Consider the following 15,632-nt stretch of genomic DNA (forward strand, 5'->3'; position numbering starts at 1 on the left):
GGATTTCGGAACTTTGAAAACTTCAAAAAAAGGATTTTTATCTCTCTGAACATCAAAAAAGAAAGGACGAAATTTGTCCTTTCTCGAGCTTAGCTTTTCATCAACCCACTACAGTTGACAAAGAGCCCCATATTTTTTATAAAAATCAACTTTTACTTGGATGAAGGTTTTGGCTTCACGTAGGAGTTGAAGAAGTGTGGCACGGGTTTCAAATTCTTCTCTTGTCTTGGGCAAACTGCGATTACGGAAGACTTTCAGATAACGTTCAATTTCATCTAGCAAATCAGAAGCAGGATTGGTCTGGCTCAGTTGACCAGCAATTTTTGAAAAGAGCTGGGCCAAAATCAGACTCTCACTGGCAGCTAGGTGACAGGTGTTGATTTGCTGGGCCATGTTTCGCAGGATACGACTTTGTCGCTGTCTCATTTCAAAATAGTGGATATGGTAGTCGGTCTGGTGAAAGAGGTGGTCAGAGTGATCTAGATAGACCAGTCTGAGGGCTTCTTCCAAAAGGGTGTCCAATTCTTCAACCAGTTGTGCTCGGTTGCGTCCATCCCCTCTGGATAAATAATATTTGAAGCGCTGGAGGATATCTTTTAACTTTTCTTCTACCAATGTGTGGTAATGATGAATTTCCTCTTCTCGTGAAGGCATGTAGAGATTGACAAGTAAGGCAAATCCTGTACCGATTGCAAAGAGAAGGAATTCGTTGACTAGAAGGTCTGGAGAGGTTGTCTCTTGTACCAAGAGGTGGCTAACCAAAACAGTGCTTGGTGTGATGCCAATTTCCCATCCCATCTTGTAGGCTAGAGGCACATAGAGGGCTAGATAGAGGCCAAGGCTCCAGATATGAAATCCGCTCAAGTGAAAAGCCAGAACTCCGATAACCAAAGCTAGAAGCATGGAAAAGAGGCGATTTCGGGCCAGTTTTAAGGTACTTCTACGGGTATCGGATAGGCTCAAGAGGGCGATTATTCCAGCCGAGACAGCTGAGGAGAGATTGAGAAAGTAAGCAAGAAGGCAGGCAAGACAGGTAGCTAAGATGAGCTTGGTCGTACGTTGGCTAATAGACATAAGGATTTCCTAGTAAGTTAGATAAAAGCGGAAAAGACAAGACCTGAGCAGGCTTGCCTTGATGAGTTATTTCTTACGGGCTGCTGCGTATTCGGCAACAGCAGTAAAGAGGACATCTGTAGAAGAGTTGAGGGCTGTTTCGCATGAGTCCTGGATGACCCCAATGACAAATCCAACACCGACAACTTGCATGGCAATATCGTTAGAAATACCGAAAAGGCTACAAGCAACTGGGATAAGAAGGAGGGAACCTCCCGCAATACCAGAAGCACCACAGGCTGAGATAGCTGCTACCACACTGAGGACAAAGGCTGTTGCAAAGTCAACAGGGATTCCAAGAGTATTTACTGCAGCAAGGGTCAAAACGTTAATGGTAATCGCTGCTCCGGCCATGTTGATAGTAGAACCAAGTGGGATAGAAACCGAATAGGTATCTGGATCTAGTCCAAGGTCATGGCAAAGTTTCATGTTGACAGGGATGTTAGCCGCAGAGCTACGAGTGAAGAAGGCTGTCACACCGCTGACACGCAAACATTTCCAAACGAGGGGATAAGGATTTCTCTTCATAAAGAGGAAGGCAATCAATGGATTGACTACTAGGGCCACAAAGAACATAGTTGTCACCAAGAGGGCAAGCAAGATTCCGTAGTTGGCTAGACTGCCGATTCCCTTATCAGAGATGGTTTTGAAGACAAGACCAAGGATACCAAATGGTGCTAGGTTGATGATCCATTCGACAATTTTAGAAGTCACATCAGCTATGGTATTCAATAATTCTTTACTATTTTTGCTGGCTTCTCTCATAGCAATCCCGAAAATCACTGCCCAAGATAGGATACCGATGTAGTTGGCAGTGACAAGGGCATTGACTGGATTATCGACTAGTTTGAGCAAGAGGTTGCTGAGGACCTGACCAATCCCATCTGGTGGTGCGATTTCTGTATTGGCACTATTTAAGGTAATTTCAACAGGAACAATAAAGCTTGCTAGGACAGCAACAAGTGCCGCTGCAAAGGTCCCTACCAAGTAAAGGAAGATAACCGTTTTCATGTTGCTATCTTGCCCCTTTTTATGTTGGGAAAGGGCATTGGCAACGAGGGCAAAGACTAAAATCGGTGCGATGGCTTTGAGGCCACCAACAAAGAGATCTCCGAGCAGGCCAATTCCTGAAATGTTAGGAAGTGTCAGTCCTAGGATACCTCCACAAAGCATACCAATCAAAATGCGTTTGATCAGGCTTGCCTTATTCCAAGCATGAATGATTTTTTTCATAACAATCTCCTTTGTTGTGTAATGTTTATGATTATAGTATAAATATGAGCTAAAATCAAGAATTTTCTGTCTATTTTGGCTATTATTTTTGAATATTTATGGAGATTCATCACTTGTGAAAGTATGGTATAATAAATGAAAGGAGTTTTCTATGCAAGAATTTTTTCAAACCTATCTCAATAAGCTTGATATAACAACGATTATTGAGAATATCTTAACCAAGTTAATTTCTCTGTTATTTCTATTTTTGCTATTCTATATAGCTAAGAAACTACTTCATACCATGGTGCAGAGAATTGTTAAACCTTCTTTAAAAATGTCTCGCCACGATGTCGGGCGTCAGAAAACCATCTCACGTTTATTAGAGAATGTGTTTAATTATACCCTCTATTTCTTTTTACTTTACTGTATCTTGTCTATTTTGGGCTTGCCAGTCTCTAGTTTGCTGGCAGGTGCTGGGATTGCTGGGGTAGCTATTGGTATGGGAGCCCAAGGCTTTCTGTCTGATGTCATCAATGGCTTTTTCATCCTCTTTGAACGTCAACTGGATGTGGGAGATGAGGTCGTTTTGACAAATGGTCCTATTACCGTATCGGGCAAGGTTGTCAGTGTCGGCATTCGAACAACGCAACTCAGAGGAGAAGATCAGGTTCTGCACTTCGTTCCCAATCGGAATATCACCGTCGTCAGCAATTTCTCACGCACAGACTAGACCTGTTATTTTAAGTAATTTGTGGTACAATAGAAAGAGTTTAATAAAGGAGAAAAGATGGTTTTAGAAAAGCAGTTGGGCAATGGTTGTACCTGGATAGACCTTGATGTGGATAAGATTAAAAATATGGAAGATCTTTCTGACATCTATGGATTGGACAAGGAAACCATTGAGTATGCTCTGGATAGAAATGAACGAGCTCATATGGATTATAACCGTGAAACGGAGACGGTAACCTTTATTTATAATGTTCTTGATTTAGAAAAAGACAAAGAATATTATGAAGCGATTCCCATGACCTTTATCGTCGAAAGACAACGAATGATTACCATCAGCAACCATAAGAATGCTTATGTCATTGATCAGATGTCAGCTTATCTGGATAGCCATGAGTCGCTTTCTATTTACAAGTTTCTCTTTGCTGGTTTAGAGATTATCAGTAACGCTTATTATCCTGTCATTGAAGAGATGGATAAAAGTAAGGACGAAATTAGTGCCTTGCTACGTCAAACTACAACAAAGAAAAATCTCTTCGCCCTCTCTGACTTGGAGACTGGTATGGTTTACTTGACAGCAGCAGCAAAACAAAATCGACTCCTCTTGGAACATATCCAGGGCCATGCTCTTTATCGGAGATTTAATGATGTCGAACGAGAGCAGTTTGATGATGCCATGATTGAAGCCCATCAGTTGGTGTCTATGACAGACTTGATTTCTCAAGTCTTGCAACAACTCTCAGCTTCTTACAACAACATCCTAAACAATAACTTGAATGATAGTTTGTCAATTTTGACTATTATCTCCGTCTTACTAGCAGTACTTGCGGTTATTACAGGTTTCTTCGGAATGAATGTTCCTCTACCATTTACAGAAGAGCCAAATGCTTGGATTTATATCTTAATGACTAGCTTGATTTTATGGGTGGCCTTATCTCAATGGCTGAAGAAAATTACTAGAAAATAAAAGAAAAGGAGCCAAAATGGTGATTGAAAACTACATGCCAGACTTTGCTGTGGAAGCAGTCTATGATCTGACAGTCCCAAGCCTGCAGGCGCAGGGAATCAAGGCTGTTTTGGTCGATTTGGACAATACCCTCATTGCTTGGAACAACCCTGACGGGACGCCAGAGATGAAGCAATGGCTACATGATCTTCGGGACGCGGGCATTCGCATCATTGTGGTATCAAATAACACTAAAAAACGCGTCCAACGAGCAGTTGAGAAATTTGGGATTGACTACGTTTATTGGGCTCTGAAACCCTTCACATTTGGGATTGACCGTGCCATGAAGGAATTTCACTATGAGAAAAGTGAAGTAGTCATGGTTGGCGACCAGCTCATGACCGATATTCGAGCAGCCCACCGTGCAGGCATTCGCTCGATTTTAGTCAACCCCTTGGTCCAACATGACTCAATCAAAACGCAGATTAATCGAGCTCGTGAGCGTCGTGTCATGCGAAAAATCACTGAAAAGTACGGACCGATTACATATAAAAAAGGAATTTAATTATGGAAGAAATTCTCTGTATTGGTTGTGGAGCAACCATTCAGACGACAGACAAGGCTGGTCTTGGATTTACTCCCCAGTCGGCACTCGAAAAAGGTTTGGAGACTGGCGAAGTCTATTGCCAACGCTGTTTCCGTCTCCGCCACTACAATGAAATCACGGATGTCAAGTTGACGGACGATGATTTCCTCAAGCTCTTGCACGAGGTGGGAGACAGTGATGCCTTGGTGGTCAATGTCATTGATATCTTTGACTTTAATGGCTCTGTCATCCCAGGCTTACCACGTTTTGTATCGGGTAATGATGTCCTCTTAGTGGGAAATAAAAAAGATATTCTACCCAAGTCTGTTAAACCGGGCAAGATTAGCCAGTGGCTCATGGAACGTGCCCACGAAGAAGGTCTTCGTCCAGTCGATGTCGTTCTAACTTCAGCACAAAATAAACATGCTATTAAGGAAGTCATTGACAAAATCGAACACTACCGTAAGGGCCGTGATGTCTATGTTGTTGGCGTGACAAACGTTGGAAAATCAACCCTCATCAATGCCATCATTCAAGAAATCACGGGTGATCAGAATGTCATCACGACTTCGCGCTTCCCAGGGACAACCTTGGACAAAATTGAGATTCCGCTTGACGACGGTTCTTATATCTACGATACGCCGGGGATCATCCACCGTCATCAGATGGCCCATTATTTGACTGCTAAAAACCTTAAGTATGTCAGCCCTAAAAAGGAAATCAAGCCTAAAACCTATCAGCTCAATCCTGAACAAACCCTGTTTCTAGGGGGTCTCGGACGCTTTGACTTCATTGCAGGTGAAAAGCAAGGATTTACAGCTTTCTTTGACAATGAACTCAAACTCCACCGAACCAAGCTAGAAGGAGCTAGTGCTTTCTATGACAAGCATGTAGGAACCCTTCTGACACCACCAAATAGCAAGGAAAAAGAAGATTTCCCAAAACTAGTCCAACATGTATTTACCATCAAGGACAAGACCGACCTAGTCATCTCAGGACTAGGCTGGATCCGCGTAACAGGAACAGCCAAAGTCGCCGTCTGGGCACCAGAAGGCGTCGCCGTCGTCACACGAAAAGCAATTATTTAAACACAGAAAGGAAAGGGTTGTCTTTATTAAGGCGAGCGTTGCGAGCCCGTAGAGAATACTTTTCGCCGTGGTGTCAGTTGGTACAAGTGATTGTACCAACTGCGGAAAATTTGAGACCATAGACTCAAATTTTAGTCATGAAAGTCCGAAGGACTTTGCTGACGTCCGCCACCACTTTAGAAAAGTATAAAAAGAAACTCTTTTAAAGAAATTATGTCATTAACATCAAAACAACGTGCCTTCCTCAACAGTCAGGCACACACACTAAAACCCATCATCCAAATCGGGAAAAATGGTCTCAACGACCAAATTAAAACCAGCGTTCGCCAAGCTCTTGATGCACGCGAATTGATCAAGGTTACTCTTTTGCAAAACACAGATGAAAATATCCACGAAGTAGCTGAAATTTTGGAAGAAGAAATCGGTGTGGATACAGTCCAAAAAATCGGACGCATCTTGATTTTGTTTAAACAATCCAGCAAGAAAGAAAATCGCAAGATTTCTAAAAAAGTCAAAGAAATCTAGGAAATCTACTCCAAATAACTGTTTTTACAGAGAAATAAAGGAGACTAGCCTATGGCAATCGAACTATTGACTCCCTTTACCAAGGTAGAGTTGGAGCCAGAAATCAAGGAGAAAAAACGTAAACAAGTCGGGATTTTAGGGGGGAATTTTAACCCTGTTCACAATGCCCATCTGATTGTTGCGGATCAAGTAAGACAACAGTTGGGGCTGGACCAGGTTCTGCTCATGCCTGAATACCAACCTCCTCATGTAGATAAAAAGGAAACCATCCCTGAACACCATCGTCTCAAGATGCTTGAGTTGGCGATTGAGGGGATTGAAGGTCTGGCCATTGAAACTATTGAGTTGGAGCGCAAGGGAATTTCCTACACCTACGACACCATGAAGATTTTAACAGAGAAGAATCCAGATACGGATTATTACTTTATCATCGGTGCCGATATGGTGGACTATCTGCCTAAGTGGTACCGAATTGATGAACTGGTAGATATGGTTCAGTTTGTGGGAGTTCAGCGCCCACGCTACAAGGCTGGGACTTCTTACCCAGTTATCTGGGTGGATGTGCCTCTCATGGATATCTCGTCCAGCATGGTGCGTGACTTCCTTGCCCAAGGTCGGAAACCCAATTTTCTCCTGCCTCAGCCTGTGCTAGACTACATCGAGAAGGAGGGGCTTTACTGATGGCCTATCAAGACTATATCAACTGCTCCCGTGAGGCTTTGTTGGAAAAAATGGCAGAGCTTCTGCCTGAAAAACGCTTAACCCATTGCTTGGGTGTGGAGCGTGCAGCCATAGAACTGGCTCAGCGATTTGGGGTCGATACTGAGAAAGCAGGACTAGCCGGCCTTCTTCATGACTATGCTAAAAAGCTGTCAAATCAGGAATTTCTAGACTTGATTGACCGATATCAGCTAGACCCTGACCTCAAAAACTGGGGTAATAATGTATGGCATGGTATGGTTGGGATTTACAAGATTCAAGAAGATTTGGATTTGCATGATTCAGAAATTCTGCGAGCCATTGAAATCCATACAGTTGGGGCGGATCAGATGACAGATCTTGATAAGGTCATCTATGTCGCAGACTATATCGAGCACAATCGAGCCTTTCCTGGAGTAAATGTGGCGCGTGAGATTGCAAGTCTATCGCTCAATAAGGCGGTGGCCTACGAAACAGCTCGTACCGTGGAGCATCTAGCTCATCAGGGATTCCCTATCTATCCCCAGACCATTGAAACCTATAACGCCTTTGTGCACTATTTGAAAGAGGACTAAATGAACGAAAAAGAATTACTAGAACTAGTCGTGAAAGCGGCTGATGAGAAACGTGCGGAGGATATCCTCGCACTTGATGTACAAGATTTGACCAGCGTGACTGACTACTTTGTTATTACTAGCTCAATGAATAGCCGTCAGTTGGACGCTATCGCTGATAACATCCGTGAAAAAGTAGCGGAAGCAGGTTTTAAAGGAAGCCATGTCGAAGGCGATGCAGCTGGAGGCTGGGTCTTGTTAGACCTCGGTGGGGTTGTTGTGCATATCTTCTCAGAAGAAATGCGTGCCCACTATAACCTAGAAAAACTCTGGCATGAGGCGGATTCAGTAGATATTTCAGAAGCCTTAGCATAGGAGATAAACTCAGTTGTAGTCAACTGGGTTTCTTTGCTTATTTTAGAAGAAAATGGATAGAAAGGTGAGGGCTAGTGGTGTTACCATAGAGCTCTTTGTATCATGATTATGGCAACTTATGAAACTTTTGCGGCGGTCTATGATGCGGTTATGGATGACAGTTTATACGACAAATGGACGGATTTTTCTCTGCGTCACTTGCCAAAAACTAAGGAGAGAAAGAAACTCTTGGAATTGGCTTGTGGGACAGGTATCCAGTCTGTTCGCTTTTCTCAAGCTGGTTTTGATGTGACTGGCCTGGACTTGAGTGCTGATATGTTGAAGATTGCCGAGAAGAGAGCTTCTTCAGCCAAACAAAAGATTGATTTTATGGAAGGCAATATGCTGGATTTGTCTAAGGCAGGTCAATACGACTTTGTCACGTGTTACTCGGACTCAATCTGCTACATGCAGGATGAGGTGGAAGTGGGAGATGTCTTTAAGGAAGTCTATAATGCTCTCAACGAAGACGGAGTCTTTATCTTTGACGTACATTCGACCTATCAGACAGATGAAGTTTTTCCAGGCTATTCCTATCATGAAAATGCAGAAGATTTTGCAATGCTCTGGGATACTTATGAGGATGCGGCACCTCACTCCATCGTGCATGAGTTGACTTTCTTTATCAAGGAGTCTGACGGTTCCTTTAGTCGCCACGATGAAGTGCATGAGGAGCGGACTTATGAGGTTCTGACCTATGATATTTTGCTGGAACAGGCTGGATTTAAGTCTTTCAAACTCTATGCAGACTTTGAGGACAAGGAGCCAACAGAAACCAGCACCCGTTGGTTTTTTGTGGCACAGAAGTAGGAGATTATCATGACCATCACAGGTATCATAGCGGAGTTTAATCCTTTTCATAATGGCCATAAATACCTGCTGGATCAGGCAGAGGGGCTGAAAATCGTAGCCATGTCTGGAAATTTCACGCAACGTGGAGAGCCTTCTATCGTAGACAAGTGGACTCGGGCCCAGATGGCGCTGGAAAATGGCGCAGACTTGGTAGTGGAATTGCCATTTTTAGTCAGTGTTCAGGCGGCGGATTTCTTCGGCCAAGGGGCTGTGGATATCTTGGCTCGTTTGGGCATTGATACTCTATCTTTTGGGACGGAGGAAGTTCTAGATTACCAGAAAATCGCTGACTTATACACAGAGAAAGGTGCTGAGATGGAGAAATTTGTGGAAAATTTGCCTGATTCTCTTTCCTATCCACAGAAAACCCAAGCTATGTGGAAGGAATTTGCAGGTCTTGATTTTTCTGGCAATACTCCCAATCATGTTCTTGCTCTTGCTTATGCCAAGGCAGTTGCAGGACGAAACATCAGGCTGCATCCGATTAATCGGCAGGGCGCTGGTTACCATTCTGTGGATAAGGATGTGGACTTTGCCTCGGCGACAGCTCTCCGTCAGCACCAGAGGGACAAAGATTTCTTAGAACGTTTTATGCCTTCTGTTACCCTTTTTGAGCAGGCCAGTAAGGTAAGTTGGGATGACTATTTTCCTTTGCTCCGCTATCAAATCTTGTCAAATCCCGACCTAACCACCATCTATCAGGTCAATCAAGAAATGGCAGTGCGCATTAAGGAAGCTATTAAAACAGCCCAATCTGTGGAAGATTTAGTCGAGGCGGTTGCGACCAAACGCTATACCAAGGCGCGTGTCAGACGCCTCTTGACTTATATCTTGGTGCAGGCCAGAGAAAGTGACTTACCAGAAGCCATTCATGTCCTTGGATTTACCGAAAAAGGCAGACAGCATCTTAAATCTCTGAAAGGTCAGGTCAATCTAGTCAACCGAATTGGCAAAGTACCTTGGGATGCTATGACCCAAAAGGCAGACCAGATTTATCAACTTGGAAATCCAAGTATAGCAGAGCAGAATTTTGGCAGAGTGCCGATTAGAATAGAAACAAACTAAGTCTACTGAAAGGTAGGCTTTTTTATTATGTGACTATTAGTCCGTCTCGCTCCGCTAGGTGCGAGACAAAAAAAACACCCGCTATGTGGGTGTGCGTCGAAGGTTATACCCCAAAAACTCCAAACGCGATACAATAAAGGTGTTCAAACCAATTGTAAAGCGAAAGGAGAAAAATATGGCACAAAAGGCTCATAGTTTATCGCACACAAAGTGGCACTGTAAGTATCACATTGTGTTCACCCCTAAGTATAGACGAAAAGTCATCTATAATCAATATCGAAGTAGTTTAGGCGAAATATTTCATCGTTTGTGTAGTTATAAAGGATTTGAAATTATCGAGGGTCACTTAATGCCAGACCATGTACACATGTTAGTAAGTATTCCACCGAGGATAAGTGTTTCAAGTTTCAGGGGTTATTTAAAAGGTAAAAGTGCACTCATGATGTTTGACAAACACGCCAACCTCAAGTACAAGTTTGGGAATCGACATTTCTGGGCGGAAGGTTATTATGTAAGTACAGTAGGGCTTAATGAAGCCACAATTAAGAAATATATTCAAGAACAGGAAAAGCATGATATAGCACTAGATAAATTAAGTGTAAAAGAATATGAGGATCCCTTTAGGGATAGTGGTAAGTAATACTAAAGCCTCTTTGAGAGGAAAGTGACGAGTCAAGAGCAATAAGGCTTGAACAAAGTGAAAGCCAGCGTCTTTAGGCGCTGGCTGGTAATTTGGACTTATAGCCCTGGGACAAACCACCCGTTTGACGGGTGGTCATGATTGGTAATGTTGAAGATCGGAAGTGAAATGATACTTTCAAAGAATTCATTTTGAACACTAGCAAACGAAATAGAGCCCTGATGCAAATCAACAATTTGTTTTGAAATTTTTAGCCCAATTCCAGTCGTTCTAATTTTAGAAATATCAATGTTTTTAAAAGATAATTCATTAAGTTCAGCAATTTTTTCTGGTGAAGCTCCCTGTCCATTATCTTTGATTTCGACAATTACATTTGTATCTTTTTTGAATAAGTTGATTCTTATTGTGCAACCCTTTTCGTTATGCAAAACAGAGTTGTAGATGATATTATGGATAACTCTTGTGATTAAAAACTGCTCAATCATGATAGATTGATTAACAAGTGAATAATCGTAATCAAATTCAAATTCAAAATCATTCCAGATTTCTTGATTTAAAATATGGATGAGAATGTCTTTGAAGAAGGGGATAATTTTTGTTTCAGTCTGATTTAATTGAAGATGACCGGATGAAAGGCGAGCTACTATATTTAAGTCATTTAAAATATTTTGGATGTAATAGGATTCTGTCAATATTGGGCGAATATGTTTTTTAGACTGTGTATCTAGTTCAGAATCATTTAACAAGGAAGCGTTAGAAATGATGACAGAAAGAGGTGTTTTGATATCGTGTGCAATTCCTGAAATCCATTGCTCTTTAAAGACTTCATTCTCTTTGAGTAGAGTATCGGTTTGATTGATTGCAGTTGTAAGATATTCTAGTTCTGATATAGAATTTATTGGATTTTTCAAACCATCTGGGAGATTCTGAATAGCAGTTACAAGAGGCGCAATTTTACGATTGATATGCGTCACACCATAGTAGTAAAGAAAAGCGAAATAAAGGCAGTTGAAAAGCAATACTCCAAATGCTACTAGTGGAATTAGGCGAATACTATCTATATCTAAGTAATTATAACTATAACGAGCAATTTTATCTTTTGGAAAACCAACAACAATGATGTAGCCACCTTTTATCTGACTAAAAACAGGATAATCTGAAAGATAATAGCGAGAAAACTGTAAAATGTCCCCATAGTCAAATTGCGAAGGAACTTCTTTAGGTTTATACTGTTCGTACACTTGTTTTCCAGTCTGCTTATCCAATACCATGAGCCATAACTTTTGTTCTTTTAGACTAGAAATATCATTTTTAGGTATGTGGACGTTGTTTTTTGTGATGGTAATGTGTTCAGAAATTATTTTTACAGTCTCGGTAGCAGTTTGCTTTTCTCTAATGTAGAAAACAAAACTGGCAATTAGAATAATATTGGTAATAAAGATAATGATGGAAAAAAAGATAAATTTCTTTAGTGAATACCTTAAAATTTTGGTTTGGTTCATAATCATGATAACAATTTATATCCCAGCCCTTTAGCTGTCTTTAAATATTGAGGTTTTGAAGGATTTTCTTCTATTTTTTCCCGAATTTTCCGAATATGTACAGTCAAAGAGTTTTCATAACCAAAGCTATCCACTCCCCAAATCGTATCACAGAGAGATTCAGTTGAAACGATGTAATTTTTATTATCGTAAAGTTTTTTTAAAATCTTAATTTCAATTGGTGTAATAGAAATTTCTGCTCCATTCTTTTGTACTGTTGCATTCCGAAAACTCACCAAAGTCTGTCCAATCTGTATTGCTTCCTGTTCTGATTTATAGCTTCTCCTGAGCAGAGCCATAATACGATAGATAAGATTTTTTGGAATGAAGGGTTTTACGACATAATCATCACCACCAGCATTGAAACCAGCTACCTCATCTTCAGGATTATTTTTGGCAGTCAGAAAGAGGATAGGAGTATCGCCTTTTTTTCGGATATGTTTTGCTAATGTATAGCCATCACCATCGGGGAGCATAATGTCCAAAAGGAAAAGGTCGAACTGCTCTGTTTCAATCATGTCCAAACTAGATTCTATATCATAGGCTGATGTTAGATTGGAAAATCCGTAGGCAGTGAGAATATCTCTTATGGAAGAGTTTAAAATTTTATCGTCATCAATGATAAGGATGTGCTTATTCAGGAGCTGTTGTTCGAAATTCATAATCTTACCTCGCTTATCTATATTATACCATTTAAAAGAGTGAAAAAAGCAAGATACTTTAATCTTAATGTAAAATTAAGGTTAGCTTAGTTTAAAATTAATCTAGCATGTCTATAATAAAGATATAACCTAGATAGAGATACTTCTCAAATAAATTTTAATCAGTGAGGTATTTCCAAATGGCTAAACAACAAAAGAATCTCGTTGAGATTGAAGTAATGAATTCTCTTCAAGAATTAACTCTTGAAGAACTTGATAACGTTCTTGGTGCTTGTAGTGTAATAATTCATTTTATTCAGACAAAACAATGGTAATAGTGAGTCACCAATTAGATATTGTAAATTATGTTGATTCTATCATTTTTGTTGATAAGAGTAGTGGAGATGTTATCAAAGATACTCATGATAATTTGATTTATAGGAATCAAAATTATAGAAAATTATTTGGTTTAAAGGAGGAAGTTCATAATGATTAGTAATGTTTTACAGATAAAAAACTTACAAAAGGGATTTGAGGACACTCAGGTAGTTAACCTTAGTTCCTTATCAGTTCAACAAGGTGAGATTTATGGTTTTCTAGGTCCAAATGGAGCAGGGAAAACAACCACCATGAAGATGATTTTGTCTTTGATTTCTCGTACAGCTGGGGAGATTGAAGTGTTTGGTCAATCTATAGGTACGGACAAGCAGTATCTTAATCAGATTGGCTCTATGATTGAAGAACCGTCTTATTATCCTAATTTGACAGGCTATGAAAATCTCTTAGTCTTCCAAAAAATACTTGGATTTGATAAGAAAAATATTCAGGAAACCTTGAAAATTGTGGGGTTAGATCAACCTAAAAACAAGAAAAAATTGGTTAAAGATTATTCTCTGGGTATGAAACAGCGCTTGGCTTTAGCCTTTGCCTTAGTCAAGAAACCGCGTTTGTTGATACTGGATGAGCCAACAAACGGGCTAGACCCAGCAGGGATTCATGAAATTAGGGAACTGATTATCAAGTTGGCAAAAGAACAGGGCATTACTGTCTTCATCTCTACCCATATCCTTTCTGAAGTAGAGCATATAGCTGACCGTGTGGGGATTATCAATCATGGTCAACTGGTTTACGAGGGAGAAATTCGTAAAATTCAGTCCAATAAATGGCTGGAAGTGCGTGGGGATTTTAGAGGTCGACGTGAAGCCATTAGCCAAGTGTTATTTGGTTATCCGTGCAAGATGTTGGAGATACAAGAGGATAAACTCAAGCTGACTAACCTTGCCGATCAGCAGATTTCTAGTTTGTTACGAGATTTAATAGTCGAGAAAGTTCCAATTTATGAAGTGAAGCAAGAACAAGAAACCTTGGAATCTATCTTCCTCAACTTAACCAAGGAGTGAGTCTTATGTTGAATAATTTGTCTATTGAATTGCTCAAGGCAAAACGAACCAAATCCTTCCTCATTAGCATACTAGTTATGGGAGTCGGATTTGCTTGGACAATTGCAGCCGCTACACGCTACCTAAGTAATCCAGACATGCACCAGATTAGCCTAATTTTCTATATGATAAAAGAAGTAAATGGCTTGATTCTCCCTATTGTGATTTCTCTCTTTGTATCGCGGATTGTCAAAAACGAGAAGGAGGGCAACACTTTCAAACTGCTTTTGGCAAATGGTGAAAATGTACGGCATATCTTTCTGAGTAAGCTTGGACTGACCATGTTCATTTTGACCTTTCTCGCTTTTTTGGAGGGAGTAGTAGTCCAGTTGATTGCAATCTTATCAGGTTTAGAAATGCCTGTTAGCCTAATCCTCTGGCAAATCGTCATTTTCTTGCTGGCCTCTTTTGTCTTAACCTGTCTGTTTTTGACTTTGCAGTTTTTACTGAAGAAGCAGGCATTGATACTGGCATTAGGGATTTTCGGAGGATTTCTTGGTGTTGGATTTGGTCATGCACCAGCTTTTCTACAGCTGATTTTCCCTTTTGGTGGTATAGGATATCTGTCTCTGGTGGATTACCAGCAAGTCGCCAGTCAAGTGAGTTATGTTTTTGCGACAAAACTAGGATTTAAACTCTTTACATATTTGCCAATAGCCCTAATCTATCTCTTCATATCTCTCTATTTGGTTGAAAAGAAAGGAGGCAAGCTATGATGTCTTATCTATCAGTAGAATGGCGGAAAACTAAAAAATTTTCCATGTTGATGATCGGTATTTCCTTCTTAGCTTTTTGTAGCCTGATTGGTCTTGGGATTTACTTTGGTGCAGCTTATTCTATGGTTGAAGAAAGTGAAAAAGTGCCTGTTTTATGGGGACAATTGACCTTCTATTATAGCCAGCTTTTCTTTCCGATCTTAGTCAGCCTTTATGTAGCCATGATGTTAGGAAAAGAGTTTGATAGAAAAAATATTGAATTTCTCAGAGCTAATAATGTTAGTCTTGGGAAATTATTGTTGGCAAAAGAAATAGTAATTATCTTTTTTATTGCTGTTTTACAGTTGTTCTTGTTTGGTATTTTTTATGTCAGTGCTCACCTAGCTCATTTAGAAATTTCTAATTTGTTCACCTACCTCAAGTGGGATTTATTGGGAATTTTTGGAACAATTAGTATGATGGCAGTACAGTTTTTTGTGACAGCTAAAACTCGTGTTTTCAGTAAATCTGTGGGAATTGGTGCTATTGGTACTTTCGTAGGATTTATGATGCTTTTTGTATCAGATAAATTATCTTTAATCTATCCCTACTCCCAAGCTATGGTGGCAATGCGGTCACGGAATTTGATAGACTTTAATTTAGTGGAAATATTGCTGTTTATCATTGTAAATATTCTTCTGTGGGGGATTTTTCATACATTGAGTAATAAAGAATTACATAAGTAATGAGAAGACTCTTCGGAGTCTTTTTATTATGTGACTATTAGTCCGTCTCGCTCCGTTAGGTGCGAGACAAAAAAACCACCCGCTATGCGGGTGCGCGTCGAAGGTTATACCAAAAAAACTCCGAACGCGATACAATAAAGGTGTTCA

The 15,632-nt window shown here is 40.4% G+C and carries 19 protein-coding genes; 15 read left to right on the forward strand and 4 right to left on the reverse strand.

Annotated elements, in window-relative coordinates; genetic code table 11:
• Positions 1-108 precede the first annotated feature (108 nt).
• A complete protein-coding gene (locus QM818_RS08305; protein WP_414300155.1) occupies positions 109-1,074 on the reverse strand; it encodes an aromatic acid exporter family protein in 966 nt (321 codons plus the stop codon).
• A 66-nt stretch (positions 1,075-1,140) separates the two neighbouring features.
• Positions 1,141-2,346, reverse strand: a complete 1,206-nt coding sequence (gene sstT, locus QM818_RS08310; RefSeq protein WP_261080912.1) for a serine/threonine transporter SstT — start codon at positions 2,344-2,346, stop codon at positions 1,141-1,143.
• A gap of 151 nt (positions 2,347-2,497) precedes the next feature.
• Here sstT and QM818_RS08315 point away from each other — a divergent pair, with 151 nt between their 5' ends.
• The 11 genes from QM818_RS08315 to tnpA all read left to right on the forward strand — a co-directional run bounded on the left by QM818_RS08315 (position 2,498) and on the right by tnpA (position 10,423).
• Complete coding sequence (locus QM818_RS08315) at positions 2,498-3,058, forward strand: mechanosensitive ion channel family protein (protein WP_045604804.1); 561 nt, start codon at positions 2,498-2,500, stop codon at positions 3,056-3,058.
• A gap of 57 nt (positions 3,059-3,115) precedes the next feature.
• Positions 3,116-4,021: a magnesium transporter CorA family protein gene (locus QM818_RS08320; RefSeq protein WP_000242267.1), complete on the forward strand. Its 906-nt coding sequence runs from the start codon at positions 3,116-3,118 to the stop codon at positions 4,019-4,021.
• A 16-nt stretch (positions 4,022-4,037) separates the two neighbouring features.
• Entirely contained in the window at positions 4,038-4,565 is a 528-nt protein-coding gene (locus QM818_RS08325) for a YqeG family HAD IIIA-type phosphatase (protein ID WP_265473238.1), read from the forward strand.
• Positions 4,566-4,567: 2 nt separating this feature from the next.
• Positions 4,568-5,674 (forward strand): ribosome biogenesis GTPase YqeH, encoded by a 1,107-nt coding sequence (gene yqeH, locus QM818_RS08330; protein ID WP_120718958.1) that lies wholly within the window; start codon positions 4,568-4,570, stop codon positions 5,672-5,674.
• Between the two features lie 213 nt (positions 5,675-5,887).
• Positions 5,888-6,199 (forward strand): ribosome assembly RNA-binding protein YhbY, encoded by a 312-nt coding sequence (yhbY, locus tag QM818_RS08335; RefSeq protein ID WP_000060169.1) that lies wholly within the window; start codon positions 5,888-5,890, stop codon positions 6,197-6,199.
• 51 nt (positions 6,200-6,250) lie between these two features.
• Positions 6,251-6,880, forward strand: coding sequence for a nicotinate-nucleotide adenylyltransferase (locus QM818_RS08340; protein WP_000963705.1), 630 nt, complete (start codon positions 6,251-6,253; stop codon positions 6,878-6,880).
• A complete protein-coding gene (gene yqeK, locus QM818_RS08345; protein WP_265473237.1) occupies positions 6,880-7,473 on the forward strand; it encodes a bis(5'-nucleosyl)-tetraphosphatase (symmetrical) YqeK in 594 nt (197 codons plus the stop codon). Before QM818_RS08340 ends, yqeK begins: the two co-directional genes overlap by 1 nt.
• The gene (gene rsfS, locus QM818_RS08350) at positions 7,474-7,827 is read left to right on the forward strand and encodes a ribosome silencing factor (protein ID WP_084974231.1); all 354 of its coding nucleotides are present in this window, start codon (positions 7,474-7,476) and stop codon (positions 7,825-7,827) included.
• A gap of 108 nt (positions 7,828-7,935) precedes the next feature.
• Positions 7,936-8,676: a class I SAM-dependent DNA methyltransferase gene (locus QM818_RS08355; RefSeq protein ID WP_279629985.1), complete on the forward strand. Its 741-nt coding sequence runs from the start codon at positions 7,936-7,938 to the stop codon at positions 8,674-8,676.
• A gap of 9 nt (positions 8,677-8,685) precedes the next feature.
• On the forward strand, positions 8,686-9,783 hold the full coding sequence (locus QM818_RS08360; RefSeq protein WP_084950883.1) for a nucleotidyltransferase: 1,098 nt from the start codon (positions 8,686-8,688) through the stop codon (positions 9,781-9,783).
• A gap of 175 nt (positions 9,784-9,958) precedes the next feature.
• Complete coding sequence (gene tnpA / locus QM818_RS08365; RefSeq protein WP_033682231.1) at positions 9,959-10,423, forward strand: IS200/IS605 family transposase; 465 nt, start codon at positions 9,959-9,961, stop codon at positions 10,421-10,423.
• 98 nt (positions 10,424-10,521) lie between these two features.
• Here tnpA and QM818_RS08370 read toward each other — a convergent pair whose 3' ends face one another.
• Together QM818_RS08370 and QM818_RS08375 are read right to left on the reverse strand one after the other, a co-directional pair.
• Positions 10,522-11,931, reverse strand: a complete 1,410-nt coding sequence (locus QM818_RS08370; protein WP_033682229.1) for a sensor histidine kinase — start codon at positions 11,929-11,931, stop codon at positions 10,522-10,524.
• Entirely contained in the window at positions 11,928-12,626 is a 699-nt protein-coding gene (locus tag QM818_RS08375; protein ID WP_033682226.1) for a response regulator transcription factor, read from the reverse strand. The genes QM818_RS08370 and QM818_RS08375 overlap by 4 nt, the downstream gene beginning before the upstream one ends.
• 179 nt (positions 12,627-12,805) lie before the next feature.
• On the opposite strand from QM818_RS08375, the gene QM818_RS08380 reads away from it, so the two are divergent.
• From QM818_RS08380 to QM818_RS08395, 4 genes are all read left to right on the forward strand, one after another.
• Complete coding sequence (locus QM818_RS08380) at positions 12,806-12,940, forward strand: type A2 lanthipeptide (RefSeq protein WP_033682224.1); 135 nt, start codon at positions 12,806-12,808, stop codon at positions 12,938-12,940.
• A gap of 153 nt (positions 12,941-13,093) precedes the next feature.
• Positions 13,094-14,005 carry an ABC transporter ATP-binding protein gene (locus QM818_RS08385; RefSeq protein ID WP_080709545.1) on the forward strand — a complete coding sequence of 304 codons (912 nt, stop codon included), beginning with the start codon at positions 13,094-13,096 and terminating at the stop codon, positions 14,003-14,005.
• Positions 14,006-14,010: 5 nt separating this feature from the next.
• Entirely contained in the window at positions 14,011-14,760 is a 750-nt protein-coding gene (locus tag QM818_RS08390; RefSeq protein ID WP_033682223.1) for an ABC transporter permease, read from the forward strand.
• On the forward strand, positions 14,757-15,485 hold the full coding sequence (locus tag QM818_RS08395; protein ID WP_033682222.1) for an ABC transporter permease: 729 nt from the start codon (positions 14,757-14,759) through the stop codon (positions 15,483-15,485). The genes QM818_RS08390 and QM818_RS08395 overlap by 4 nt, the downstream gene beginning before the upstream one ends.
• Positions 15,486-15,632 lie beyond the last annotated feature (147 nt).

Source organism: Streptococcus mitis, from assembly GCF_047464035.1.
GTDB lineage: Bacteria > Bacillota > Bacilli > Lactobacillales > Streptococcaceae > Streptococcus > Streptococcus mitis_DX.